General features: G+C 59.2%; 18 protein-coding genes. 16 read left to right on the top strand and 2 right to left on the bottom strand.

What is annotated here, in order from left to right:
- Nucleotides 1–57: 57 nt before the first annotated feature.
- The 5 genes from AAF358_16935 (at nucleotide 58) to AAF358_16955 (ending at nucleotide 6594) form a co-directional block, all read left to right on the top strand.
- A complete protein-coding gene (locus AAF358_16935; GenBank protein ID MEM7707245.1) occupies nucleotides 58–765 on the top strand; it encodes an ABC transporter ATP-binding protein in 708 nt (235 codons plus the stop codon).
- On the top strand, nucleotides 762–2189 hold the full coding sequence (locus tag AAF358_16940; GenBank protein MEM7707246.1) for a DUF3526 domain-containing protein: 1428 nt from the start codon (nucleotides 762–764) through the stop codon (nucleotides 2187–2189). The genes AAF358_16935 and AAF358_16940 overlap by 4 nt, the downstream gene beginning before the upstream one ends.
- Before the next feature lies 1 nt (nucleotide 2190).
- Complete coding sequence (locus tag AAF358_16945; protein ID MEM7707247.1) at nucleotides 2191–3453, top strand: DUF3526 domain-containing protein; 1263 nt, start codon at nucleotides 2191–2193, stop codon at nucleotides 3451–3453.
- Between the two features lie 190 nt (nucleotides 3454–3643).
- A complete protein-coding gene (locus tag AAF358_16950) occupies nucleotides 3644–4423 on the top strand; it encodes a DUF2796 domain-containing protein (protein MEM7707248.1) in 780 nt (259 codons plus the stop codon).
- Between the two features lie 53 nt (nucleotides 4424–4476).
- Nucleotides 4477–6594, top strand: coding sequence for a TonB-dependent receptor (locus AAF358_16955; GenBank protein MEM7707249.1), 2118 nt, complete (start codon nucleotides 4477–4479; stop codon nucleotides 6592–6594).
- Nucleotides 6595–6663: 69 nt separating this feature from the next.
- Here AAF358_16955 and AAF358_16960 read toward each other — a convergent pair whose 3' ends face one another.
- A complete protein-coding gene (locus tag AAF358_16960; protein ID MEM7707250.1) occupies nucleotides 6664–7815 on the bottom strand; it encodes a GTP-binding protein in 1152 nt (383 codons plus the stop codon).
- A gap of 185 nt (nucleotides 7816–8000) precedes the next feature.
- On the opposite strand from AAF358_16960, the gene AAF358_16965 reads away from it, so the two are divergent.
- The 4 genes from AAF358_16965 (at nucleotide 8001) to AAF358_16980 (ending at nucleotide 13712) form a co-directional block, all read left to right on the top strand.
- The gene (locus tag AAF358_16965; GenBank protein MEM7707251.1) at nucleotides 8001–9323 is read left to right on the top strand and encodes a calcium-binding protein; all 1323 of its coding nucleotides are present in this window, start codon (nucleotides 8001–8003) and stop codon (nucleotides 9321–9323) included.
- Nucleotides 9324–9661: 338 nt separating this feature from the next.
- Nucleotides 9662–10483: a radical SAM protein gene (locus AAF358_16970; protein MEM7707252.1), complete on the top strand. Its 822-nt coding sequence runs from the start codon at nucleotides 9662–9664 to the stop codon at nucleotides 10481–10483.
- 120 nt (nucleotides 10484–10603) lie between these two features.
- Nucleotides 10604–12367 (top strand): serine hydrolase, encoded by a 1764-nt coding sequence (locus AAF358_16975; GenBank protein ID MEM7707253.1) that lies wholly within the window; start codon nucleotides 10604–10606, stop codon nucleotides 12365–12367.
- A gap of 181 nt (nucleotides 12368–12548) precedes the next feature.
- On the top strand, nucleotides 12549–13712 hold the full coding sequence (locus tag AAF358_16980; protein ID MEM7707254.1) for a cytochrome P450: 1164 nt from the start codon (nucleotides 12549–12551) through the stop codon (nucleotides 13710–13712).
- Nucleotides 13713–13731: 19 nt separating this feature from the next.
- On the opposite strand, the gene AAF358_16985 is transcribed toward AAF358_16980, so the two are convergent.
- Nucleotides 13732–14199: a hypothetical protein gene (locus AAF358_16985; GenBank protein ID MEM7707255.1), complete on the bottom strand. Its 468-nt coding sequence runs from the start codon at nucleotides 14197–14199 to the stop codon at nucleotides 13732–13734.
- Between the two features lie 355 nt (nucleotides 14200–14554).
- Here AAF358_16985 and AAF358_16990 point away from each other — a divergent pair, with 355 nt between their 5' ends.
- The 7 genes from AAF358_16990 to AAF358_17020 all read left to right on the top strand — a co-directional run.
- Entirely contained in the window at nucleotides 14555–16714 is a 2160-nt protein-coding gene (locus AAF358_16990; protein MEM7707256.1) for a TonB-dependent siderophore receptor, read from the top strand.
- 154 nt (nucleotides 16715–16868) lie between these two features.
- Nucleotides 16869–18011: a heparan-alpha-glucosaminide N-acetyltransferase domain-containing protein gene (locus AAF358_16995; GenBank protein MEM7707257.1), complete on the top strand. Its 1143-nt coding sequence runs from the start codon at nucleotides 16869–16871 to the stop codon at nucleotides 18009–18011.
- 116 nt (nucleotides 18012–18127) lie between these two features.
- Nucleotides 18128–20152, top strand: coding sequence for a TonB-dependent receptor (locus tag AAF358_17000; GenBank protein MEM7707258.1), 2025 nt, complete (start codon nucleotides 18128–18130; stop codon nucleotides 20150–20152).
- A gap of 80 nt (nucleotides 20153–20232) precedes the next feature.
- Complete coding sequence (gene zigA, locus AAF358_17005; GenBank protein MEM7707259.1) at nucleotides 20233–21447, top strand: zinc metallochaperone GTPase ZigA; 1215 nt, start codon at nucleotides 20233–20235, stop codon at nucleotides 21445–21447.
- Nucleotides 21444–22130: a DUF1826 domain-containing protein gene (locus AAF358_17010; protein MEM7707260.1), complete on the top strand. Its 687-nt coding sequence runs from the start codon at nucleotides 21444–21446 to the stop codon at nucleotides 22128–22130. Before zigA ends, AAF358_17010 begins: the two co-directional genes overlap by 4 nt.
- 72 nt (nucleotides 22131–22202) lie before the next feature.
- A complete protein-coding gene (locus AAF358_17015; protein MEM7707261.1) occupies nucleotides 22203–22421 on the top strand; it encodes a hypothetical protein in 219 nt (72 codons plus the stop codon).
- An 83-nt stretch (nucleotides 22422–22504) separates the two neighbouring features.
- The coding region (locus tag AAF358_17020; GenBank protein ID MEM7707262.1) for an AbgT family transporter at nucleotides 22505–23417 on the top strand (913 nt) is incomplete at its 3' end.

Genomic DNA, 23417 nt, shown 5'->3' on the forward strand with positions numbered 1-23417 from the left:
CATTAGCCAGCTAGACGAACGGCGACTCGAGGTTTCCCATTGAGCCAATCGCAGGTTTTGGAAACACAATCTCTGACGGTAGAACGTGGGGGTCGTCGGGTTCTGCACGACGTGAGTTTTGCGGTTGCTGAGGGAGAGGTTTTTGCGCTGCTCGGCGGCAACGGTGCCGGCAAATCGACGACGCTGCTCACATTTCTGGGGCTGCTTGCGCCTCAGCAGGGCAGGGCCTTGGCCTTTGGGCAGGATGTTTACGCCAGCGTGGAGGCTGTTCGAAGGAAAGCAGCTTACCTGCCCGAGACCGCAAGCCTTTACGCTCATCTAAACGCTTGGGAGAACGTTAGCTACTTCCTGGACCTTGCCCGGTCGCCCCGCCCCCGCGACGAGCTGGCGCAGGCATTTGACGAAGTTGGCCTGCCGAACGATGCAAGAGGCCGTCGACTCGACAGTTATTCCAAGGGTATGCGCCAGAAGGTCGCCATCGCCCTGGCCCTGCTTCGGCGCGTGCCGCTGCTGCTGCTGGACGAACCCACCTCCGGACTGGATCCGGTTGCCATCGATGAATTCAACGCGCTGATATCGAGTCTGGCCCAGCGCGGAAGCACCGTAATGATGGTGACCCATGACGTGTACGGTGCTTGCCAGGTAGCCCGTAGGGTAGGTCTGCTGCGGCGCGGTGAGTTTGTTGGGACCTTCGAAGCGCCGGCAGACGGGATGATCGACGCAGACGAACTGCACCGCGCATTCGCGCGATCGCACGCATCATGAGCCCGGTTTTTCGCATCGCCGCGGAGGAGTGGCGCTACTGGCGCCGGTCGCGGCTAGGCCTTGCGGCATCGGTTGTGATCGTAATCGTTCTGTTGGCTTCCGCGGTAGTGACCTGGCGCGAGGTGGCGTCGGAACGAGACCAGCGCGAGCAGCTGCAGACCACCGCGGAGAACATCTTCTTCGACCAGCCGGCTCGCCACCCGCACCGCATGGTGCACTATGGACACTACGTTTTTCGCACGCCGCCGCCTCTCGCGCTGATCGATCCGGGGGTCGATGTATACACCGGTGCTGCGGTTTTTCTGGAAGGCCACCGTCAGAATTCCGCAACTTTTTCGCCTGCCTACAGCGGTCCTCAAGGCGGCAGTTTCGCCAACCTGTCGCCGGCAACGGTCTACCAGGTGCTGGTTCCGCTCATGCTGATTGCGGTGGGATTCTCGGCTGTTGCGCGAGAACGCGAACGCGGTAGCGACCTGCTGCTTCTGACAGCACCGATGTCGTCCCGTGAACTCTGGTTCGGCAAAACGCTTGCGCTGGCCGCCGTCGCAGCTCTGGTGCTGCTGCCGCTACTCGCGGCGGTGGTCCTCGCAACAGGCTACGCGCTGGACGGCATAATGCTCCTGGTTGGCTACGCGCTGTATTTGCTTGGCTGGGTGTGTCTGACGACCAGCGTCTCGGCACGCAGCAGATCATCTTCCAATGCGTTGGCCGTGTTGCTTTCGCTGTGGCTCGCCGCATGTATTGTGCTACCCCGAGTTGCCGCCAGCGGTGCTGAGGTGCTGCTACCGGTACCCAGCAAAATTGAGGCTGATCTTGCCGTCGCCAAAGCGATGCGGAGCCTGGGGGATGGGCACAATGCAGCGGACCCGGCCTTTGAGCAGCTGCGCGCCAATCTGCTGGTTCAGCACGACGTCGATAAGGTAGAGGACCTGCCGGTCAACATTCGGGGTGTAGTGGCCGAGGCCGCCGAAGCGGAGCTAAAGCAGGTTATGGACGGTTTTGCGGAAGGCTACGCCATACAGGAAAAGGCGCAGGCTGATGCGGTCCGCTGGTCAAGCCTGTTGTCACCGCTATTGGCGATTCGTGGCTTTTCCACGTCTCTGGCCGGTACCGATCTGGCTCACCGGCATCGATTCTTGATCGAGGCAGAAGAAGCTCGCTATCGATTTGTTCAGGAATTGAATCAACTCCACGCCAGTGACCTGAACTATGCCGATGATATTCGTCGCAGCAGCGACGCCGGGGCGGAAAAGCGCACGCGGGTCAGCTCGGACAACTGGGAGAGTCTCGCGAAGTTTAGGCTCACGCCGGATCCGCTAGCGGATCGGTTGGGTCGCGGTTTGCCGTTCTTCGCGTTGCTGCTGGCGTTTCTCGTGCTTGCGACGGTGCTGGGCGTCACCGCCAGACCGGCAGGAGTGCGCTGAGGTGGCAAGTCTGAGTCGCGAGCTGCGTTTCGCGCTGCGCGACCGGACTGTACAGATCATTCTGTTGCTCGCTCTAGCGGCGGCCGCAACATCGGTCATCACCGGAGTTAAGGCGGTCGAGGATCAGCAGGCACTCATCGATCGTTTGCTGCTGGCGACGGACGAAGAGCGCGCAGTCGCCGTCGAAAACGCCGGAGATCCGGGCGATATGGCGTACTATGCCTTCCACTTGACCTACGCGCCGCCGTCGGCGCTCGCGTTCTCGGCGCTCGGGACTCGAGACACGTTGCCCTGGAAACACCGTATCCGAATGCTCGCGCTGGAGGGCCAGCTTTACGAGTCTGATGTCGGGAATCCCGAGCTCAGCCTCAGCGGCCGATTAGACTTTGCTTTCGTTGCAGCGGTGCTGCTGCCGCTCTTGCTCATCTTCCTGCTTCACGATAGCGAGGCGGGCGAGCGTCGGGCGGCCCGGCACGATCTGCTGTGTGTGACCGCGACAGAGGGGCGTAGCCTGTTTACCCTTCGCGCGATCGCCAGAGCCTTGCTGCTGATGGCGGCCATTGCGATGCCATTTGTCTTAGGCGCATGGCTGCAGGGTGCCGGCCTGTCCGGCATCGGAATTATCCTGGGGGCTGCGACGCTTAGCCTGATTTTCTGGCTCGTTGTGTGCCTGGTAATGGTGCAACGTATCGATGCTGGTCCCACCTGCGCGATTGCGCTGCTTGGGCTATGGCTCGTCCTTGCTGTCCTGCTGCCCGCGGGCGGCAAGCTAGCCGCGCAGAGCCTGGTCGATGTACCGCAGGGTGGTGAGCTCTTGCTGGCGCAGCGTGAGGCGGTGAACGACGCGTGGGACTTACCGAAACCCGCAACGATGGATCCGTTCATCGAACGACATCCTCGGTGGGCGCCTTACCGAGAGGTTAAAAGGCCTTTCGAATGGAAGTGGTATTACGCCTTTCAGCAGGTGGGAGATCAGGCCGTCGAAAGGATTTCGAGTGAGCTGCGTGAAGGTATCGGGGAGCGTGACCATCTCATGGGAATGCTCGCCTTTCTGTCCCCGCCGCTGCTGACCGAACGTCTCATGACCCGCGCTGCTGAGACCGACGTCGCCGCTTTTCAACGTTATGAACGCTGCGTGCGGTCTTTCCACGCGAGTCTTCGAGCCTATCACTATCCCATGCTGTTCGGAGAGCAGCCGTTCAGCGACGAGGCCAAGACCGCCTTGCCGCTGTTCGAGCCCTGTCACCGAAGCGCAGGCCAATGAAACTTATCGGTCGTCAGCTTGTCCGGTCCATAGAGCCGTCTAGGCGTTCGTCGCCAAATGCCGCATCCGGTCGGGCGGCCTGGCGCCGCCCTGAGCGGCTCCAGCAAAAGCAATCGTTTTGGGGAGGCGTGCTGGCCCAACGCTGTTTGGTGGCATCAACCAGCCCCGTAGGAAACTTAGGAGACACGCAATGAAACCATTGGCTAATCAGTTGGTGGCGGCGGGCGCCACTGCAGCCGTTTTGATGACGGCTGCACCGGTCGCAGCGCAGCATGTTCATGGACGAATCGAAGTGGGTGTCGTGGTAGAGGGTTCCGTGCTGGCAGTGTCGGTGCAGGCGCCACTGGGTGACATCATCGGGTTTGAGCATGAACCCAGAAATACCGACCAAGAGAGTACCCTTTCGGATGCGGCGAAGCTGTTAGTGGATGCCGGCGGAATGTTTGCGATTCCCGACGCGGCGGGGTGTACCGTGAAATCAATTTCGATCAGCGGGCCCGATTTTGTCGCCGAAAAACTTCGCGGCATGGCGTCCAACGGTTCAAACCTTACGGTCGCAACCTACAGCGCGGATCAGGATCTGGGTCATTCAGAGTCTCATGGCGATTCATTAGAAGAGTCGCACGGGCATGAGGACGATCACGATCACGACGATGAACACCACGACGATGGCCATGACGAAGATCATCACGATCATGATCACGACAGCCATGCCGCGCATGATGACGATCACAGCGATCACAGCGATCATGATGATCACGACGCTGATGAGGCGGAGGCCCACGCTGATGTGGATGCCGACTATACGTTTGAGTGCGGCAACACCTCAGCGCTGACAGCGATGTCCTTGCTGTTCCCGCGTGGCTTCGAGGCGGTTGATGAGGTGGTGTTGCAGATCATCACCGAGACACAAACCCGCGTCGATGAGGTACAGCCACAGGGCCGGGCGGTGACTGTTCCGTTGAGCTAGTAACTTGCGTCAATGCCCAAGGGGCTAAGCAAGCGAGTTGAGGCAGTGGTCGTATGACTGGGATCTTAACCCGTCGACGCGCCTCAGCGTGCTTGTCGTTGCCTTTCGCGGCGTGGTCCCTTGCCGTGTTGCCAGCGTTTGCCTCGACGCCGCCAGCGGAAGACCCCGTAGATCCTGTGCTGCAGCCCACAGTGGGGCTGACCGACGGGGTGCAGCGCTATTCAAGGACTCTGTTTCAGCGGTTCAATCCCCAAACCGCGCTCGACATGATCGAGCGCCTGCCGGGCTTCACGCTGGATGGCGGCAGCAGCAATTTGCGCGGTTTTGGTGGGGCCGCTGGTAACGTATTGATCGACAGCGAGCGCCCTTCGTCTAAGTCGGGTGGTATCGAGGACGCGCTGCGCCGAATCCCGGCGGACCAGGTGGATCGTATCGAGGTCATCAGGGGCTCCGCCGGACTGAGCGAGGCGGCTGGTCAGTCGGTGGTCGCCAATGTGATTCGCAGGCGCGAACAAACGGCCGGCAGCTGGGAAGTTGAGTTGGAGCGGGCGGATGATGGAACCGTCTATCCGAGCGCAGAGGTCACCATCGCTCGACAGATCGGCCGCTGGGCAACCTCCACCAAATTCAACGGCTTCTGGGAACGATTCCCGTTGGCGGGGCCGCGGGTACAGCGAGATTCGCTCGGCGCCTTGCGTTCGTCGCAGTTCGAAGATCGACCCAGCGTTCTGACTCAGGGCTACGTGTCGACGGATGCGGACCGACCGCTGGGAGGGGGAACGCTGACGCTCACCGGAAGGCTTGGTCGAAGCGCTTTTCTGCCCGAGACCGAGCGGCTGGGGTTTGACGGCCGGCTGCCTGACGGCATGCCCGACGATCGATTTTTCATCGATTTCGACAGCATCTTTTTGGAAGGAGAACTCGGTCTCGACTGGACCCGACCGCTCGCCAACGACTGGTCGATGAAACTGCTGTCATTCTCGTCCCGTCAGTCGCTGGACGATGAGCAGCTGGTGACGCTTGAGCGGCCGGTGGGTACAGATCTGTCGGGTTCTGATTTTCAGCTGGAGGAAGAGCGGTTTGAGACAGTCCTGCGGGGCACTCTGGCGAAGGCTGGAGTCGGCAAGCTTAAGCCTGAGTTTGGCGGCGAGGTGGCGTTCAATCGGCAGGACAGCCTGCTGACGCTGGAAACCCGAAACGGGGACGAGGTCACCCGAATTGACCTACCGGCCGCCGATGTGGTGGTTGAGGAACTGCGCGCTGAACTCTTTGCAAACTTGATCTGGCTGGCCACCGAAGACCTGTCGGTGGAAACGGGTCTCGCCATTGAGGCGTCGGAGATCCAGGTGACCGGGGATGCGGAAAACACGCAAAGCTTTTTCTTTGGCAAACCGTTTGCCACGCTGATTTACGACGCGAGGCCGGGCCTGCAGTTTCGGCTTGGCGCGCGGCGAACCGTTGGGCAGCTCAATTTTAGTCAGTTTGCCGCATCCGCGTCTGCGGAAGACGATCGCCTGCTTGGCGGTAACCCGGAGCTCAGGCCGGATCAGACCACTCGGGCCGCCCTGACGATGGACCTTCGTTCAGACGCGCGCGGCGCGCTCAACGTCGAGACGTTTTACGAGTGGCGCGATGATGTCATCGAGCAGATCTTGCTGCCGTCCGGAGCGTTTGGGTCAGCCAACGCGGGAGATGGCCGAGTGTGGGGTGTGACGGCCAACGCCAGCGTTCCCCTGGCGCCGGTGGTCCGAGGTGGGCTGCTGGAGGTTGAGGCCGACTTGCGCGATTCAGATTTTGCCGATCCGCTCACCGGCCGCGATCGGGACCTTTCCAACGTACGGTCGCCAGCTGTTCTTGCCGAGTTTCGACAGGATCTGACGGATCAGAAATGGGCCTGGGGTTTTTCCTACCGTGCGGCACAGGACAACGCGTTTTTCTTTGCGGACGAAGAGAGTCTGACGACCAACAGCGACCAGTGGCGGATTTTTGTTGAGACCACCCGGTATCGAGGGATTCGAGCGAATCTCGGACTTCGCAACATCGGCGACCGCAGCTTTCTTCGCGAGCGTCGCTTTTTCGAGCCGAGTCGCGCCGGCAGCTTTGCGGGATCAGAGACGGTGGATCGAAGCCGCGGCATGTTTGTGACGTTGACGCTTACGGGCCAGTTTTAAGAGGGCAACGTCATTACCCATCGCGGAAAGACCGACGTTTTGGGCAATCAGTGCCTGTGTTGGGTTCAGCTAGGCCTCGTCTCCAGCGAGAGCAGCCTGTTCGTCGGGTGTCAGCCCGATGGTTTGCGCGCCCTCTGACTGGCTGGCGATCAGGCGAAGCGAATCCAGCAGCTCACCTTTTTCAAGATCCCGAACGATAAAGACGACCCGGGATCGCTGGTCGTCGCTAGGCCAGCTCGTCAGGATTTCGGGTGGGTGCCAAACGTGCTGGACGCCGTGAATCACCATCGGTAGCTGGAGCTCCAACACGTTGAGAATGCCTTTCACTCTGAGGAGGTCACTGCCCCGCACGCGGGTGAGATGATCAAACCAAGCGTCATAAACCTTCGCTGACTTTGGTTCATCGAACGTCAGGCAGAAGGACCGTATGTGATCGCCGTGGCGGTTCTCATCATGGTGATGGTGGTGGTCATGACCATGGTCGTGCTCATGGTGGTGATCGTGATTGTGGTGGTGGTCGTGGCCTTGAGTTGGGTCGGCAACGTCGAATGATTCGGCCGCGAGCCAGTCTCGCACGGCGTCAGCCTTGAGCTCGGGCTTGAACGCGGCTTGACCAAAAATGGTTGTCGGGTCGATTTGCTCCAGACCCTGCACAGAGATGCCGGCGCCTGGATTGAGTCTACGAAGCGCCACTTCGGTCTGGCGGACCTGGTCCTGATCGGCAAGATCTGCCTTGGTGATCAACAGACTGTCGGCCATCGCCACTTGCTTGGCCGCCTCTGGCTGAGTCTCCAGCGTGTCCAGCGCGTTGACGCCGTCCACGACAGTGATGATCTGCTGCAGGTGATACTGCTGCGCAATCGCTCTCTCCGCCAGAAGCGTTTGAACGATGGGCACGGGATCGGCGAGCCCTGTGGTCTCAATAATCACCTGATCGAACCATCGCTCGCCGTCGCGTGAGTAGCGCCACGGGGCTTCTCGCAAGGTCTTGGTCAGGTCCCCTCGAATGGTGCAGCAAAGACAGCCGCTGGACAGCGAAACCATGCTGGAGTCTTCGTCCGAAAAGACCACCAGATCGTTGTCGACGCCGATCGAGCCGAATTCGTTGATGATGACGAGGGCCCGGCTTGCCTCCGCGCCGGCCATGTAGCGGTTCAGAAACGTCGTTTTTCCGGCGCCAAGAAATCCTGTCAGCACGGTGACCGGAATTCGATAGTCCATTGGGAGGTCCTTGCCAGGTAAATTGCCGCTTTCGCTATCGTAGCTCGATTCCGTAAACGGCGGAGAAAAAAATTCTTTTTTTGCGGGAAAACGTCAATCACAGAGGCCACCCCTGGCCGGATGCCGTGAGCCGATTCATCCGCTAATTGCGCTGAATAAGTAAATAGCAACGGAGATCTTGGCACATGCACAGACTAAGCCAGAATTTGACGACACCCATTTTGATGCTTTTTGCGGGCGTCAGTGCCAACTCGGTCACCGCAAGTGAGCTCGTGAGCCGCGCGAACGATGGCAGCCTGGCAAACTCATTCAGCCAGGAAGCGAGCATTTCGGAAGATGGCCGTTTTGTTGCGTTTCAGTCGACGGCTTCAAACCTCGCTCCGGGAGACGTGCCGCCAACCCGTCCTTTCGGGTCGACTGAGGCCGATATCTTTGTGTTTGACACCCGAAACGAGACGATTGAACTCATCAGTGCCGGTCTCGACGGGTTTCCGGCGAACAGTAGTCGTGACCCCGAAATCTCCGGAGACGGGCGATACGTCGCCTTCGTCTCCAACGCAACCAATCTGGTGCCTAACGATCTCAACGACGCCTCGGACATTTTCTTTTATGACCGCGAGACGGACTCACTGCAACGGGTCAATGAAGGCCCAGGCGGAGAAGACGCTGACGGTTTGAGTGACGGCATCGCCATTTCTTTTGACGGTTCGCTGGTTGCCTTCGAATCAACGGCCCCAAACCTGGTGTCGGGGGACACCAACGGCCTTCGGGACATCTTTGTCTGGTCACGCCAGACCGATACGATCGAACGAGTGAGCATCGCCCCCGGTGGCGTTGAGGCTGACGGCATCAGCGACCAGCCTGCCTTTTCCCGCGACGCGCGATTTCTGGCCTTCGAGTCGAACGCCACCAATTTTGTCGCTGCCGATACCAACGGTCGGCGCGATATTTTTCTCGCAGACTTGGCGGGAGATACGATTGAGCGGGTCAACGTTTTAAACGACGGCACAGAGACTGACGCCAATAGCGAACATCCTGCCGTGAGCGCAGACGGTCGCTTTGTGGCGTTTGAGTCGCGGGCCAGCAACCTGGTGCCTGATGTGCTCAACGGCTCGAACAGCATCTATGTCAAAGACCGGCTGACCGGCGAGGTCAGCCTGATCAGTCAGTCCACCTCAGGCGTCAGCGCCGACGGATTCTGCGAATGGCCCAGCATCTCCCCCAACGGTCGGCTGGTGGTCTTCGACTGCCCGGCAACCACCCTGGTGGATCTGGACAACGGTGGTTCAGAGAGCGTTTACCTCAGAGATCGCGCGACGGGCGTGACGTCTCTGGTGGCGCTCGGACTGGGTGGCGTCCCCGCTGACGGCCGCAGCTTTCGACCGTCCATCGGCGTGGACGCCGTTGCGTTTGCTTCACTCGGAACCAATCTGGTGGCGGGAGACGACAATGACCAGGAAGATATTTTTGTCGTTCGATTTGGCCTGTTTGCGGACGGCTTCGAGTGACCTCGACCAGCAGTCGGACTGCTGCGGGGGCCATGGCCTCAATCCGCCTCAGAGGCTCGATTGGGCAGTAGGTATTCACGAAGTGTTGCCGTTGACAATGCAGTTTCGGCTTAGCAAGCTGGGGCACGGAGCACCCTGGGTCGGCAAGGCTTGGCGGCTCCAGGACATCCAATCAACCGCTCGGAGATTCTTCCATCGAGAAAGTCCTTTCTGCCGGAACGCAGTCTCATGCTGGCGACCTGGAGCCATTCCAGGACCCGGTCCATACCGCGGCGGGTGAGCGCAGGGCCTGGGTTGATCCAACGACCCTCACGACGCTGTGGTTCAATACGGGTACGTTGTGCAACCTTGCGTGCGCCAATTGCTACATCGAATCAACGCCCACCAACGACGCGCTGGTCTATTTAACGTCCTCGGAGGTCGCCACGTTCCTTGACGAGGTTGAGCGGGAGCGTCTTGGGACCCGCCAGATCGGCTTTACGGGCGGCGAGCCGTTTATGAATCCTGAGTTTATGGTCATGCTGGAGGACGCTCTGTCCCGGGGCTTCGAAGCGCTGGTCTTGACCAACGCCATGCGACCGATGGAAAAGCGCGCAGAGCTGCTGCTTGATCTCAAGAAGCGGTTCGGGCCGGCGCTGGAAGTCAGGGTTTCGGTGGACCACTTCACCCGCCAGCTTCATGAGACGGAGCGTGGTCCAAGAAGCTGGGGTCCCATGCTCAGGGGTCTGAAATGGCTCTCTCAGAACGGTTTTCGGGTATCAGCCGCAGCCCGAACGCAGTGGGGCGACGACGAACTGTCGATGCGTGAGGGCTTTCGCCGCTTTTTCTCAGATCACGACATCGCCATCGACGCTGACAGCCCGCAGTGCCTAGTCGTATTTCCGGAAATGGACGAAACCGCTGTGGTGCCTGAGATCACGACAGCTTGCTGGGGGCTGCTGGGTGTTCGTCCGGACGACATGATGTGCGCGACGTCGCGAATGGTTGTGCGCCGTAAGGGAGAACCGCATCCTGTGGTTGTGGCCTGCACGTTGCTTCCCTACGAGCCGGACTTCGAGCTGGGTCAGACGCTTGCCGACGCGCTGCAGCCGGTCAAGCTAAAGCATCGACACTGCGCAAAATTTTGTGTGCTGGGCGGCGGCGCCTGCTCCGTCTCCTGAGTCCTGATAAACGCCCGCTGCGTTAGAACTTTAAACCCCGTTGTAATCCGGCACGTCTAAGGATGTCTGCGAGTCGACCGGCCTAAATCGGTTGTCCATCTAACTGACTACGGATCCCCAATGATGCTTCCTGTGATCACCTTTCTTTTGGCCGCGGCAACCGCTACCGATCAACCGAGTGGCCTATACGTTGCGAGCTACGAGGCCTATCGCTCTCCCGTCTCTGGCTTCGAGCTCAAGCGATCGGACTCTGGCTGGTCCGGTTTACTCGATGGCGAACCCATGGTGATTCAAAGCGAGACTGAAGGAACGATTCGATTTGAACTGCCCGGTGGAGAGGCATTCATCGGCACCACCGTTGATGGAAGACTCACCGGGTTTTGGCGTCGCCCGGCGCACGACTACGCTGGGCAGGCTTTTTCCACGCCGCTTCGTTTCCGACAAACGGGTCAATCCACCTGGACTGCAAAGCCGGCTTCTCTGGAAGAGGACTTCATGATCTTCCACTACTTTGGGGAGGACGAAGGCGGGCCATTTGTCGCCATTCGAAACCCGGAGCGCAATGCGATAGGGGCCTCCAGCCGTTATCGATGGGCGCAGGAAGAGCACGGTTCCGGCGAGCTTTTTGTCGGCGAGGCTGAGAACCGCTGGTCACGAAGCCTTAGCTATAACTCCGCGAAGGACGAGGTGGTGTCTGGCTGGGCGTGGTCTGCCGACAGCTCGCTCCTGCGGCGCTCGACCGAAGCCGAGGCCGCCCGGTTTTATCCACGTGTGGGTTCGTTCGACGGCCTGTCCCGGGTTCCCGAGCTGAAAGATGGGTGGCAGGTGTCGTCGTTAACGGAAGCTGAGATCAGTGCCGCGCCGCTCACGACATTAATCGAGTCAATTGCATCCTCCGATCCCACCGCGGGGCGGCCGGATATGATCCACAGCCTGCTGGTTGCCCATAAGGGCAAGCTGGTGCTGGAGGAGTATTTCCACGGTTACGACCGCAACGACACCCACGACCTACGTTCGGCGGCAAAAACTTACGCCCCGCTGCTGGCAGGTGCGCTCATTCACGACGGACTGGAACTGAACAAAGACACCCTCGTTATGCCCATACTGAGGAAGCGGTTCCCGGACCTGCCTCAGGGTGACGCGCGCGATCGCATCACGTTCGGCAACCTGCTGTCCCATCAGAGCGGCCTTGCGTGTGGTAACGGGCAGGATGGTGCACCGCCGGGCAATGAGGACACACTGTGGGCCCAGAAAGAGAATTTCTGGTTGTTCAGTGCCCGCCTGCCGATGGTCGCTGAGCCTGGTACGCGATATCACTACTGCTCTGGCAGTATCCATCTGGCTGCCGGGGTGCTGGCGATCATGACGGGTCGTGAACTTTTTGAGCTGATTGAAGAAAAGCTCATGCAGCCGCTCGACATTCCACACTACCACTGGAACGTGACGCCCAACGGTCAGGCGTATTTCGGCGGCGGTGCCCAGCTGCTGCCCCGCGATTTTCTCAAGATGGGCCAGGTAGTATTGGACGGCGGTCGCTGGCGCGGACATCAGGTGTTGGACCCAGCGTGGAACACGACGTCATTAGAAAAAACGGTGGAGATCAATCCCGAGACCACCGAGACGACACCTGAGGAGTTTGCCCAAAATTACATCCTTTCTGCTGACGGTCTGGGCTGGCATCTGATCGACATCAAGGCGGGCGAGCGTTCTTATCAAAGCTACTATGCGAGCGGGAATGGCGGTCAGCTAGTTTTTGTTCTTCCCGAGCTGGAACTGGTTGTCGGCATGACCGGCGGGCAGTACAACTGGGGTTCGGTCTGGAACACATGGCCCCATCGGTTTATCGGAGGCCATATCATTCCGGCGATAACGGAAAGCAACTGATTTCCGCAGTAACAGACTTCTGCAGCCGTAGCTAGGGAACGAGCCCCACCCGCTTGCCACGACACCTTCAACGAGCCGCTCTTCGGTTGTGCGAAGCGCAGCTGAGATTGATCCTGTAGTGCCGTCCGGTAAGATCAAAAGAGGATCTTTGGGTGGTTAGGAAAGGTTTGGAGAAAGACTCATGCGTAACGCACCGACGTTCCAAATTGATCCTGAAGTGTTCTGGCGAGACCCCTATCCGGATCTGAAACGCATGCGCAGAGATTGCCCGGTTGCGTTTGTTCCGCAACTCGGCGCCCTTCTGGTAACCCGGCGAGACGACATCTTCGAGAATGAAAAGAAGGTCGAAGTTTTCTCCTCGGATCAGCCTGAGGGTTTGATGCAGCGCCTGCTGGGCCAGAACCTGATGCGCAAGGACGGCGACGCTCATGCCGTGGAGCGAAAAGCGATTTTTCCGTCGATGAGTCCCCGTACCGTTAAGGGGGAGTGGCGACAGAAGTTTAAGGGCGCTACGGAGGAAATGCTCGATGAGCTAGTGCCGCTGGGTCGCGCGGACATGGTCAAGAACATTGCCAAGCGAATCTCCGGTGAGGCACTGAAGCTGATTACGGGCCTGACGGAAATTTCCTGGCAGGAAATGGATCGGGTGAGCCAGGGCATGATCGATGGCTGTGCCAACTACCAGGGCGATCCGGACATCGAGGCTGCGTGCAATGAATGCACGGACACTATCGACCGTCATATCAACGAAATGATCCCCGGCTACCGGAAATCCCCCGACTGTTCGCTGATATCGGTGCAGCTTCAGGCGGGTCTGCCGGACGAAGCGGTCCGGGCCAACGTGAAACTGGCCATTTCGGGTGGGCAAAATGAACCACGAGACGTGATTGCCGGTCTGGTCTGGGCGCTGCTGACCCATCCGGATCAGCTCAGCCTCGTTCGCGGCGGGAAGGCTCGTTGGCAGGATGCCTTTGAGGAATACAACCGCTGGATCTCACCGATCGGTATGTCGCCGCGGCGAGTCGCAAAGACCTACGAGCTACACGGCGTTACGCTGGAGCCGGAAGACCGGGTGTTCTTTATGTTTGGTTCGGCCAATCGGGATGAAAGAAACTTTGACAGGCCGGACGTTTTCGACGTGACGCAGAGCTCATCAGCATCCGTTGCCTTTGGTGCCGGCCCTCACTATTGCGCTGGAGCCGCTGCATCGAAGTGTCTGATCTCCGAGGTGGTAGTGCCACGCTTGTTCGAACGTCTCGCCGATCTGCGGCTCGATGGAGAAGTGCCGTTTGGTGGCTGGGCGTTTCGAGGCCCGCTTTCCATGCCGGTCGCCTGGAAACCTTAATCCGGCCAGCGCCACCTGCCTATGGGAGGCGCTCGTCCAGAAGTGCCAAGGCTTCACGGACCTGGTTGATGGCCTTCGGCTCGTTGCCCATCGCCCGATTGAAGTAGTAGATGAAGCCGGAGATGTACTGCTCCCCGTCATTAAAGCGAATCTGGGCGTTGCGGTTTTCTAAGAACAGCTTGTTTCGCTGCAAAGCGTCTAGCGCCTCGTAGGCGCTGGCAATCACCAGCAGATCGGCCGCTTCGATTGTGGTGACGGCACCTGTGGTGGTGGCGAGCTCGTAGGCGATCGTCGTGATAGCCGGCGGCGATGTTGCGGGAAGGTTTTGCGGGTAAATGCTGTCCTTCAGGAGTGTATTGATGCCCTCCTGGTACGCTTTGAGCATCCCTGGACGGGTCGGCGCCACGCGCTCTAGCTCAGCGAGGTTCTGGGCAAGCTCAGCGCGAACCAGCTCCAGGGCCGCGAGCGCTTCTCTGGCTTCGTTCATGTCTTCGCGCCACTGCTCGACGACAAACGCAAGCAGCACGCTCAGAAAAATGGCGACCGATTCGAAGAACAGCCGCGGGCTTCTATGGGATTTGTTGGCAACGGCGAGTCAACTTTCAGGGTTCGTTGCAAAGATACTCCAGGAATAACGTATCTGCGCAAGACACGAAACACGAACTGCTAAGCGCGCAGTGCGATTGGTCTGTCTAACTTTTTTCGTGCGTTGTTGCCTCTAGGCCATGGCTTTCTCCAAGCGACCGCCCTAAAATGCAATTGGTATAACGTATCATTCACTTTCCTTTTCGGAGACCAATCAGGTGAATAACCCTCAAAGAAAAGCCCTTTGGGCAGCTTGCATGTTGGCGTCAGCCGGCATCATGCCCCTCGTTAGCGCGCCGGCGGCAGCACAAGAAGAGGACGATGAGACGATCGAGGAGGTTTTTGTCATCGGCGAACGCCGCGCCTACCAGGGCAATTTTGATGACCTCGAGAACCCCTCTGCCGTGCAGTCGATCGGCATTGAGCTGCTGCGTGACGTAGGCGCCATCAATCTGAATGATGCGCTGGACCTCTCAGCGTCAGTGGCGCGTCAAAACAACTTTGGCGGCCTGTGGAACAGCTTCTCGATCCGCGGCTTTTCGGGTGACATCAACCTTCCCAGTGGGTTTCTTGTCAACGGGTTCAACGCCGGCCGAGGTTTTGCGGGACCGCGGGATATCGTAGGGATCGAGTCGGTAGAGGTGCTGAAAGGCCCCCGATCCGCTCTGTTTGGGCGCGGTGAACCCGGTGGAACCGTGAACCTTGTGACGAAGCGGCCCAACTTTCAAAACGAAGGGGACCTGCGCCTGACCTTTGGACGGTGGCAGCAGCTCCGGCTCGAAGGCGACGTTCAGACAACGCTCGGCGAGAACGAACAGGTTGGTGTGCGGCTGGTCGGCTTTTACGAAGACGCTGAAAGCTTCCGCGATACGGTGGAAACCGAGAAGCTCGGCTTTTACCCCTCGGTGACCTGGCAGGTGTCAGACGATACGCAGATCACCTATGAGCTCGAATATACGGAGCAGGAGATTCCGTTTGATCGCGGTGTGGCTTTCTCCGATGAGTTCGGGTTTTCACCGCGCGAGACCTTTGCCGGCGAACCTGGTGACGGTCCGATCGATACCGAGGTTATCGGGCATCAGGTCGAGTTCCAGCACAATTTCTCAAACAACTGGAGCCTGCTGGCGGGCCTCGGGTATCGCGACACCGAATTTACGGGCAATGCTTCCGAGACCAACTTCGGTGGACGGCAAACCTACTTTCTCGACGGCCGCACGCTGTCCAGGTTCTTCCGTTTCCGCGATTTCGAGTCGGACTATACCGTGGTCCGGGCCGAACTCGCCGGAGCCTTCGACACCGGCTCGGTGAGCCACCGCCTGTTGGTTGGTGCTGACTACGACCGCTTCGAAAACAACCTGTTTATCCTGCGCTTTCGGCCGGGATTCTTCGGCCCTGACACCGATATCAACACGCTAGACCCTGCGGAGTATCTGTTTCTGGACGTATTCAATCCGGTCTACGGCCAGTTCCCGCAGCCGGTCCCGGGTCCGAACACCAATCGGTCCGAGGAGTTGGATGGTGCCGGCTTTTACATCCAGGATCAGATTGATCTGAACGAACAATGGCAGATTCGGCTTGGCTTGCGATATGACGACTTCACGCAGGACCTGACCAACCTGCGGGCTGTTCCCGCAACGACAACCACTTCCTCAGATGACCGCGTTTCGCCACAGTTTGGCGCCGTCTATCGGATGAACGAAGGTATGAGTCTCTACGCCTCTTATGGCGAAGGATTCCGGCAGCAGACCGGCTCCGATTTTCAGGGTAACCAGTTCGATCCCAACGTGACGGAGTCGGCCGAGATTGGGTTTAAGGCCGATCTCGCGAACTTTTACGATACGCTGTCCGGGGCTGTCACGGTAACCTTGTTCCAAGTCGACCAAAGTAACATCCTCGTCAATGACGATCGGCCCGAGGCTACGGCAGCAGGCTTTTTCTCCCGGTCTGCCGGTGAAGCGCGCAGCCGGGGCGTCGAGATTGACGCCAACATTGCGACTGATGGCGGCTTTAACCTGTGGTTGTCGTACGCCTATACCGACGCAGAGTTCACCAACAGTAACCCGGATGCCGATTTCGGCGCTTTGATCGAGGCGGGCGATCCGCTGATCAATGCCCCCGAGCACCAAATCAACATTCAGGCCAGCCAGAGTTTTCAGATTGGCAGCATGCCCGCGCAGTTTGGGGGCGGCGTCCTCTATACGGATGAACGACTGGGCTGGACCGGTTTTGACTTCTTTCTGCCGAGCTACACCACGGTGCGCCTATTCGGTGAAATTGAACCGATGGACAACCTCACGGTCCGCGTTGATCTGGATAACATTTTTGACGAAGAGTTCTACACCAACTCGTTTGCGGACGTGTGGGTTGAACCCGGTGCGCCCCGGCGTTGGCGTGTGTCGGCGTCTTACGCCTTCTAGCAATGTTGCTCACGAGCGCGGACTGGCACGCTTCCGGACTCCGGGTCGCGCGAAGATTCTAGGGGTTAGGTCAGTTCGACCCCAGTTGGCCGGTGCCCATCCGGAGGGGCACCGGCATTTTTTTGGAATGTAAAAGGTGAGCACGGAAAGCAGCATGACAGGACGCATTGCATCGATTGACGTCATGCGTGGCCTTGTGATCCTGCTGATGATGATGGATCACGTCCGCGAGCGTTTTTATATGCACGTTCGCACCGGTGACCCCATCTACGACTCCATCGACCCCGATCTCTTTTTTACGCGGTTTCTCACCCATTTTTGTGCGCCGGTGTTCATCTTTCTGGCCGGCATGTCCGCCTGGCTCTACGCCCATCCGCCCGGTGGTGCGTATCGTTCGCCAGCCGCGTTTCTGTTTAAGCGTGGGCTGGTGATCATCCTTATTGAGCTGGTGCTTTACTACCTGGTCTGGGCCGACAGCTTTCCCAATTTCCTGTTTTTACAGGTGCTTTGGGCTATAGGCCTCTGCATGGTTGCTCTGGCGGCCGTTTGCCGACTGAGTTACTGGCTGCTCGGCGCGCTCGGCCTGCTGATTGTGTTTGGGCACAACGCGCTGGAATTCATCGAGTTTGAGCCCGGTGAACTTGGATACATACCCTGGACGATTCTTCACGACTCGGGTGAGCTCGGAAAAATTGGCGGCTTGACCGTCAGCCTGTCTTACCCGGCGCTGCCGTGGTTTGGTGTCATTCTGCTGGGCTACTTTGCCGGACCGATCTTTGGCCCCTCGGTCGCAAGGCCGGCCAGGCGCAAGATGCTCGCTGGGCTGGGTGCTGCCTGTCTCGTCTTGCTCCTGGTTCTTCGGGGCCTGAACATCTACGGGGAGACGCTCCCCTGGTCCGCCCAGGAAAGCGCGGTCCGCACCCTGATGGATTTTCTCAATTTCACCAAATATCCGCCGTCGCTCGATTACATCCTCGTGACGCTCGGTCTCGGCTTGCTGCTGCTGTCGTGGCTGGAGTCGAAGCCGCGGAACAACCGTGTGCTCAACGCGATTGAGGCCTTTGGCTCGGTGCCAATGTTTATCTACGTGGTGCACCTTTACGTCTTGCTCGCCGCCTATTGGATCCTCTACTTGCTGTTGGGAGCCAATCAGGGCGATCGCTTCGGACTCCCTAGCGTCGGCTGGATCTGGGTGGGAGCCACGCTATTGATCCTGATCCACTACCCGTTGGCCAAAGCCTTTGCGGCCTACAAACATCGCGAGAAACGGACTAAACCCTGGCTGAGCTATTTCTAGGCTAGCAAGCGGGCTGAAGGTTTTGAGCGCGCTCGTTGACAGGTTTGAAAGATAGACGTGCTATAACTTTTGCGCGTCTACGAGTTGCCCCACGAGATTGAGTAGTTGAACACCTAATGTCGAATACCATGATGTCCTGGTACCTCGCTGTATCCGTCGCCTTAAATCCGTTTGCTAGTCATGACGGAAACAGCGAGCTGGTGGAGGAGATGGTTGTTTACGGCCGATCCGAAGAGGTGATTGGAACCGCTGATCAAGCCTCCGAGGGATCGGTGGCGTTTGACGACATACGGTTGCCGCCCATGCTCAGGCTCGGCGAGCTTGCCGAAGCGGTTCCGGGTTTGGTCGCGACGCAGCACTCGGGCACCGGAAAAGCCAATCAGTATTTCCTGCGCGGCTTCAACCTGGACCATGGAACCGATTTCTCCGCGTTTGTGGACGGGGTGCCGGTGAATCTTCGCACTCACGGACACGGCCAGGGTTATCTGGACCTCAACTTCATCATTCCGGAGCTGGTCCAAAGAACCACCTATCGCAAGGGTCCCTATGGCGTTCAATCGGGTGATTTTTCCTCGGCAGGCACGGTCGCCTTCGACCTCTACGACGCCCTGGACGAGTCGATCGTCAATCTGACGGTCGGAGAGTTTGATTTCTACCGCGGGATGGTGGCGACCAGCACCGCGGTTGGGCAAGGGCGGGCGACCTTCGCTTTTGACCAGACCGCGTACGCGGGCCCGTGGGAAATTGACGAGGATCTCTCGCAAACGCGCTTCTACGCCAACTACGTCGGCTCGGTGGGTTCGCTCAGTACAAAGGTCTCGCTGCTGGGTTACCTCGGAGACTGGAATTCGTCTGATCAGCTTCCGCTGCGGGCCGTTGAATCCGGGCTGATCAGCCAGCGTGGTTTTATCGATCCGTTTCTGGGCGGGCATACGGATCGGATCAGCCTCAACGGCGAGCTGGCGGCGGAGGACTGGACGGCTTCCGCCTATGTGGTGGACTACGATTTTTCGCTGTTTTCCAATTTTACGTACGGTCTGGATGACCCTGACAACGGCGATCAGTTTGAGCAGGTTGATCGTCGCCGCGTTTATGGGATGCGGTTTGACCGTGGCGCAACCTCGCCGAGCGCGTTTAGCTGGGGCGGCGATGTCCGGTTTGACGATGTTGCTGAGGTGGGCCTGTTCCGAACGGTTGAAAGAGCCCGGGTTGACCGCGTTCGCCTCGACTCGGTCGAGCAGTTTTCAGCAAGTGCCTACGGCGAATATGAGTTTCGCCCCAGCGAAAACTTTCGTGCGGCGGTGGGTGCGCGGGCCGACTTTTTCTCTTGGGATGTCGATGCCACCCGGGCAGCCAACAGCGGCTCGGGCAACGACACGCTGGTCAGCCCCAAGCTCAACCTGGCCTACCGCCTGGGCGATTCGGCGGAGTTGTATGCCAACTGGGGTCGCGGGTTTCACTCCAACGACGTGCGTGGCAACACGATCGCCGTCGATCCGGCGAGCGGCGATCCGGCGGATCCGGTTGACGCCCTGGTTCAATCGAGCGGCGCTGAGCTGGGTATCCGGGTTGAGCGTGGAGAGCGCTTCAACGCGACCGTGACAGCCTTCTCGCTCGACCTCGACTCTGAGCTGCTGTTCATCGGCGACGCTGGCGGTACCGAGGCCAATGGTGCTTCGGAGCGTACCGGCGTTGAGCTGTCGACGTTTGTCCAGGCGACGGACTGGCTCGCCGTGAATTTTGCGTACACCTGGACCGACTCAAAATTTGAGATCGACGAGGGTGCCGGACGAGAAATACCCGGCGCCATCGAATCCAGCGCGTCCCTCGGGCTCAACGGCGTTTGGGATAACGGGCTGTTTGTCTCCGCCCGGGCGAGGTATCTGGGAGACGCGCCGCTGGTGGAGGACAACTCGGTGCGGGCGCCATCCTCGCTGCTGGTCAACGTGGGCGGCGGATATCGCTTTGGCGACGTCAGTTTGCGCCTGGACGTTTTTAACCTGTTCGACTCAGACGATTACGACATCGCCTACTTCTTCCCGTCCCGGCTGCCTGGCGAGCCGGCTGAAGGTGTTGACGACATTCACTTCCGGCCGCTGGAGCCGCGCTCGATTCGCACCTCTGTGACCTTTCACTGGTAGCCGCTTTTTCGGGGGGTGCCAGGGCGAAAAATGTTATGATGTAGCAATTTCGCGTCACCATTCTAAAGGGTCCACATCCTATGCAACCCAGTAGTAGCGGGAAGCTCCCGGTTACCGTCCTCTCCGGCTTTCTCGGCGCCGGCAAGACCACCGTGCTCAGCCATGTTCTGAATAACCGGCAGGGCAAAAAAGTGGCGGTCATCGTCAATGACATGAGCGAGATCAATATTGACTCGGCGATTGTCCAGCAGGAAGTCTCGCTCAATCGAAGCGAAGAAAAGCTGGTTGAAATGAGCAACGGTTGCATTTGCTGCACGCTGCGCGAAGATCTGCTGGAGGAGGTGACCAAACTCGCCCGTGATGGACGGTTCGATTATCTGCTGATCGAGTCCACCGGTATTTCCGAGCCGTTGCCCGTTGCCGAGACTTTCACGTTTGCGGATGAACACGGCGTGTCTCTGTCCCAGGTCGCTGACCTGGATACGATGGTGACGGTCGTCGACGCGGTGAACTTTCTGCAGGACTTCGATGAAGCGGGCTACCTGCGAGACAAGGGAGAGTCGCTGGGCGAAGATGATCACCGCAGCGTCGCTGACCTGCTGATCGATCAGGTTGAATTTGCGGACGTCATTCTGATCAGCAAAACGGACCTGGTGGACACGGCGGATGTTGAGCGCCTGACCGCAATCCTGAAGTCGCTGAATACCAATGCCCGAATCATTCCGATAGCCAATGGTCAGGTGGACCTCGGCGAGGTGCTGGACACGGGGCTCTTCGACTTCGAGCGCGCCCAGGAGGCGCCGGGTTGGCTGAAAGAAATGCGCGGCGAGCACGTGCCCGAAACCGAGGAATACGGCATCGGGAGTTTCAGCTATGAAGCGCGCAAACCCTTCCATCCGGCCAAGTTCCACAACTTTCTGCACAGCGTTCGCGATTACGGCAAGCTGATTCGCTCCAAAGGATATTTTTGGCTGGCGTCGCGACCTCAATATGCCGGCCAGTGGAGTCAGGCTGGCGGAATCGCTCGGTACGGCCTGGCAGGATTGTTCTGGAAGGCGCTACCCGAGTCAGACTGGCCGACCGACGAAGAGTATCTCGCGCAGATCAAGAAGCACTGGGTCGAACCGTTTGGGGACATGCGTCAGGAGCTGGTGTTTATTGGGCAGGGCCTTGATGAAAAGGCGATGACCGAGGCGCTGGATGCTTGTCTGCTGAGCGACGACGAGCTGCTGCGCGGTAAAGCATATTGGGAGACCCTTCCCGATCCGTTCCCGTCCTGGCGTCAAGCTCAATGAACCACGCAGCGGCCGAGCTGCGGCTGGATCACGACGACAGCGCGGCCCAGCAAAAGCTGACGCGCCGAGCGGCCAGCGGCTCAGCACCGGCGGTCCTTGCGGAGATTCTGCAAGATGACGTCAACATCGCCATCTGGGAGCGCAACCTCAACGGCGCGCTCGCCGAGCAGGTTCAACGTCTGCTGGCCGCAAATCCGCGCTATGAATCGTCTTTTTCGGCGGCGCCGGTCAACGCTAGATCAAGGATCGATGATGCACTCGGCAAAGGCGATTACCCGGCATTGGCCGATGACATCGCGGCGCTGGTCGCCCAATTCGGTGAGCTGCTGAGCCTGAAGAGCATTCATGTACACATGGCCACGTCCGTCCGCGCGACCTGCCCACGGTTTCATGTCGACATGCTGCGCTGCCGCCTGCTGACGACCTACCAGGGTAATGGCACTGAATGGCTGCCCCACGAGGCGGTGAACCGCTCGAAGCTGGGTTCCGGCAGCGGTGGCAAGCCGGATCTGGAAAGCGGCCTGTTTGAGTCGCCCAGTGAAATTCAGCGGTTGAGTCGAGGCGACGTAGCGCTGCTGAAGGGTGAGCGCTGGCAAGGAAACGCTAACGGCGGACTGGTTCACCGGTCACCCGACGTGCCCGACGGCGTTCGGCTGCTTTTGACGCTGGATATCGCCCGCTGACGGCCGCGCAAACCACCATCTAACCTCAATCCGTTTGCCACACGCAGCGGACGTAAACTTAAGGCAAGCACCATGATTTACGACACGTTTCCCGGAAACTATGAGCAGTGGCACCACTGCATCACCGTTGAATGCGGTATTCCGCTGACCGCCGATTTCCTCGCGCAGCGACTCAACGTGTGGCGAGATGAAAAGGCGGAAGAAACGGTCCGTTTTCGCCGCCTCTACGGTGATCAGCACTGGCAGGCGGTCATCAGCTGGTTTGAGCGAGCCAAGACCGAAATCCGATAACGATCCAGCCAGTAGTCGCTCGCACCCTCGTCGTGGTGAGCACCCAACGCAAATGTTAGGGTGCATCTCCATGGATAGCTTCAGTGTCTGACAGGCCCGTATCTCAGCAGGGCGAGAAACCCATCACCCGGTTCTTGCACGTCGTCGAGTGGCTTGGCAACGCGCTACCGCACCCCGTTTCGCTGTTTGCCCTCTTCGCCGCCGGCGTAGTCCTGCTGTCCGGCATTCTCGGCTTCTTTGAGCTCTCGGTTGTTGATCCCCGTCCCGAGGGCGCCGCAGGCCGCGCTGACAACGGCTTGATCGAAGTTGTCAGCCTGATGAATGCTGAAGGGCTGCGGAAAATTGTTCTCAACCTCGTCAAAAACTTTGTCGAGTTCGCGCCGCTGGGCACCGTGCTTGTCGCGCTGCTCGGCGTAGGGGTTGCCGAACGATCCGGTTGGCTGACCGCCGTGATCCGCAGCATGGTGCTCAATGCGAAACCCGCGCTGGTGACGGTGATCATCGTTTTTGCCGGCGTGCTCTCAAACACGGCATCCGAGATGGGTTACGTCGTACTGGTGCCCTTGGCCGCGGTGGTGTTCTACTCGCTTGGGCGCCATCCATTGGCCGGGCTGGCGGCCGCGTTTGCGGGCGTTTCGGGAGGCTACAGCGCGAATCTACTGATCGGCACCGTCGATCCGCTTCTGTCGGGCATCACCACCGAAGCGGCGAGGCTCATCGACCCCACCTACGAGGTTGACGTCAGCGCCAACTGGTACTTCATGATCGCCAGCACGTTTCTCATCACGGCTATCGGCAGCTTCATCAGCATCGCCATCGTCGAACCTTCGCTGGGCAAATATGAGGGAACGCCCGAGGGGATGGACGACGATTCACACCGCATGGAGGCGCTGACGCCAAAAGAGAAGAAAGGCCTGTGGCGGTCACTCTGGGCGACGCTGCTGTTCGCTGGCGTGATTGCCCTGATGGTCGTTCCGGAAGGCGCGATACTTCGAA

Source organism: Pseudomonadota bacterium (assembly GCA_039033415.1).
Classification (GTDB): Bacteria; Pseudomonadota; Gammaproteobacteria; order Xanthomonadales; family SZUA-38; genus JANQOZ01.

What these genes read in the sequence shown, in the direction of transcription:
- AAF358_16940 (MEM7707246.1), top strand. Translation starts at nt 762, where the DNA reads ATGAGCCCGGTTTTTCGCATCGCCGCGGAGGAGTGGCGCTACTGGCGC.
- AAF358_16950 (MEM7707248.1), top strand. Translation starts at nt 3,644, where the DNA reads ATGAAACCATTGGCTAATCAGTTGGTGGCGGCGGGCGCCACTGCAGCC.
- AAF358_16955 (MEM7707249.1), top strand. Translation starts at nt 4,477, where the DNA reads ATGACTGGGATCTTAACCCGTCGACGCGCCTCAGCGTGCTTGTCGTTG.
- AAF358_16960 (MEM7707250.1), bottom strand. Translation starts at nt 7,815, where the DNA reads ATGGACTATCGAATTCCGGTCACCGTGCTGACAGGATTTCTTGGCGCC.
- AAF358_16965 (MEM7707251.1), top strand. Translation starts at nt 8,001, where the DNA reads ATGCACAGACTAAGCCAGAATTTGACGACACCCATTTTGATGCTTTTT.
- AAF358_16975 (MEM7707253.1), top strand. Translation starts at nt 10,604, where the DNA reads ATGATGCTTCCTGTGATCACCTTTCTTTTGGCCGCGGCAACCGCTACC.
- AAF358_16980 (MEM7707254.1), top strand. Translation starts at nt 12,549, where the DNA reads ATGCGTAACGCACCGACGTTCCAAATTGATCCTGAAGTGTTCTGGCGA.
- AAF358_16985 (MEM7707255.1), bottom strand. Translation starts at nt 14,199, where the DNA reads ATGAACGAAGCCAGAGAAGCGCTCGCGGCCCTGGAGCTGGTTCGCGCT.
- AAF358_16990 (MEM7707256.1), top strand. Translation starts at nt 14,555, where the DNA reads ATGTTGGCGTCAGCCGGCATCATGCCCCTCGTTAGCGCGCCGGCGGCA.
- AAF358_16995 (MEM7707257.1), top strand. Translation starts at nt 16,869, where the DNA reads ATGACAGGACGCATTGCATCGATTGACGTCATGCGTGGCCTTGTGATC.
- AAF358_17000 (MEM7707258.1), top strand. Translation starts at nt 18,128, where the DNA reads ATGTCGAATACCATGATGTCCTGGTACCTCGCTGTATCCGTCGCCTTA.
- zigA (MEM7707259.1), top strand. Translation starts at nt 20,233, where the DNA reads ATGCAACCCAGTAGTAGCGGGAAGCTCCCGGTTACCGTCCTCTCCGGC.
- AAF358_17010 (MEM7707260.1), top strand. Translation starts at nt 21,444, where the DNA reads ATGAACCACGCAGCGGCCGAGCTGCGGCTGGATCACGACGACAGCGCG.
- AAF358_17015 (MEM7707261.1), top strand. Translation starts at nt 22,203, where the DNA reads ATGATTTACGACACGTTTCCCGGAAACTATGAGCAGTGGCACCACTGC.